General features: G+C 71.8%; 2 protein-coding genes. Both read right to left on the bottom strand.

The genetic code is table 11. The features are described from left to right. The coding region (locus tag AB0C29_RS48000) for a LacI family DNA-binding transcriptional regulator (protein ID WP_360835000.1) at positions 1 to 512 on the bottom strand (512 nt) is incomplete at its 3' end. Between the two features lie 128 nt (positions 513 to 640). Then, the coding region (locus AB0C29_RS47995; RefSeq protein ID WP_360834998.1) for a LysR substrate-binding domain-containing protein at positions 641 to 1,503 on the bottom strand (863 nt) is incomplete at its 5' end.

Here is a 1,503-nt window from a genome sequence, read left to right as displayed (position 1 = left end):
GCGGCGATCCGGCCGCCGTCGTCGTCGTCGATCACGACCCGGCTGAACAGGTCGCTGTCCGCGTCGATCACGACGGTCGGCAGGCCCCGCTCGCGGAGCCGACCGGCGATGCCCGGCTCGATCTGCAGACCCATGACGATCAGGCCGTCCAGCCGGCCGTGGATCGGCATGCTGGCCAGGGTGGGCGACGACGTCAGGGCGGCCGACTCGTGGTCGAAGACCAGCACGTCGGTCTCCAGCTCGGTGGCGGCGGTCAGCACCCCGGAGAGCCGGCGCAGGTAGGAGCTGTAGGAGGTGAACGGGGCCATCACGCCGATCCGGCCGGTGCCCTGCCGGGCGAGGCTGACCGCCTGGACTTTGGGGGTGAAGCCGAGCTCGTCGACGACGGCGAGGACCCGGGCCCGGGTCGCTGCCCGTACCTTGTCCGGCTTGTTGAGCACGTTCGACACCGTCGAGATGCTCACCTGGGCCCGCTCGGCCACCTCGTAGATCGTGACCCGATGTGCTGTCACCGCCGCCTGCTCTCGCACTTCCGAAGCGCTTTGATGAAAGCAGTCTACAGATCGATCGTCAGCCCATTAGAAAAAGGCGATGCCCGCACTATTCCAAATGCCGGGCGGCGCCATTGTGGAATACCGCGTCAATCGTTCTGGGTGCGGCGTTTGCCGGGCGACAACGTCCGGGCCGGCGGACGGGCTTTGCACGACTGATTCAGCGGGGCGCCGGGGCCGGGCTCACCGGTCAGCTCGCGGGCGGCGGCGGCCACGAGGTCGCGCAGCCACCGGTGCGAGGGATCGTGGGTGTGCGCCGGGTCCCACCACAGAGTCTCCACCACCGGCGGCAGATCGAACGGGACCTCGAGGACCCGCAGCTCCGGCCCGGCGACCCGGATGGCCAGCCGTTCCTGGATCAGGCAGAGATGGTCGGTGCCCCGGACCAGTTCGGGCAGCAGATGGAACCCGCCGACGGAGAACCGGGCCTGGGGCGAGAGCCCGCGGGCCCGCAGATCGGCGAGCACCGGGTGGTGCGCCCGTACGTCCTGGTGCACCACCCAGGGCAGCGCCGCGAGCTTCTCGACGGTCAGCCCGCCCCGGACGGCCGGGTTGTCCGCGGCCGCGAGGCACACCCAGCGGTCGGAGAAGAGGGTCGTCCCGGGCATCCCGGCCGGGGCCAGGCTGCGCGGCAGGACCACCCCGTCGGGTGGGCGCGGGCGGCCCGGCGCGGTTCCGGCCGGGTCGTCGGCGGGCAGTTGATCGAGGCGCAGGCGGGCGACCGGCGACGCCTGGCGGAGGGCGCGCATCAGTGGCGGGCCCAGCACCGCGGCCGCGTAGTCGGAGGCCAGCAGGACGAACTCGCGCTCGCAGGATGCCGGATCGAAGCCCTGGGCAGCGGTGAAGGTCTGCTCGACCAGTTGCATCGCCGCGGCCGAGGTCGCGCGGAGGCCCACGCCCAGCGGCGTCAGCTCGTAGTTGTTGCCGACACGGACGAGAAGCTGGTCGCCGA

Source organism: Actinoplanes sp. NPDC048791 (assembly GCF_040650095.1).
Classification (GTDB): Bacteria; Actinomycetota; Actinomycetes; order Mycobacteriales; family Micromonosporaceae; genus Actinoplanes.
The sequence above is the reverse complement of the archived record's forward strand: the minus strand, read 5'-3'. Positions and strand labels throughout refer to the sequence as shown.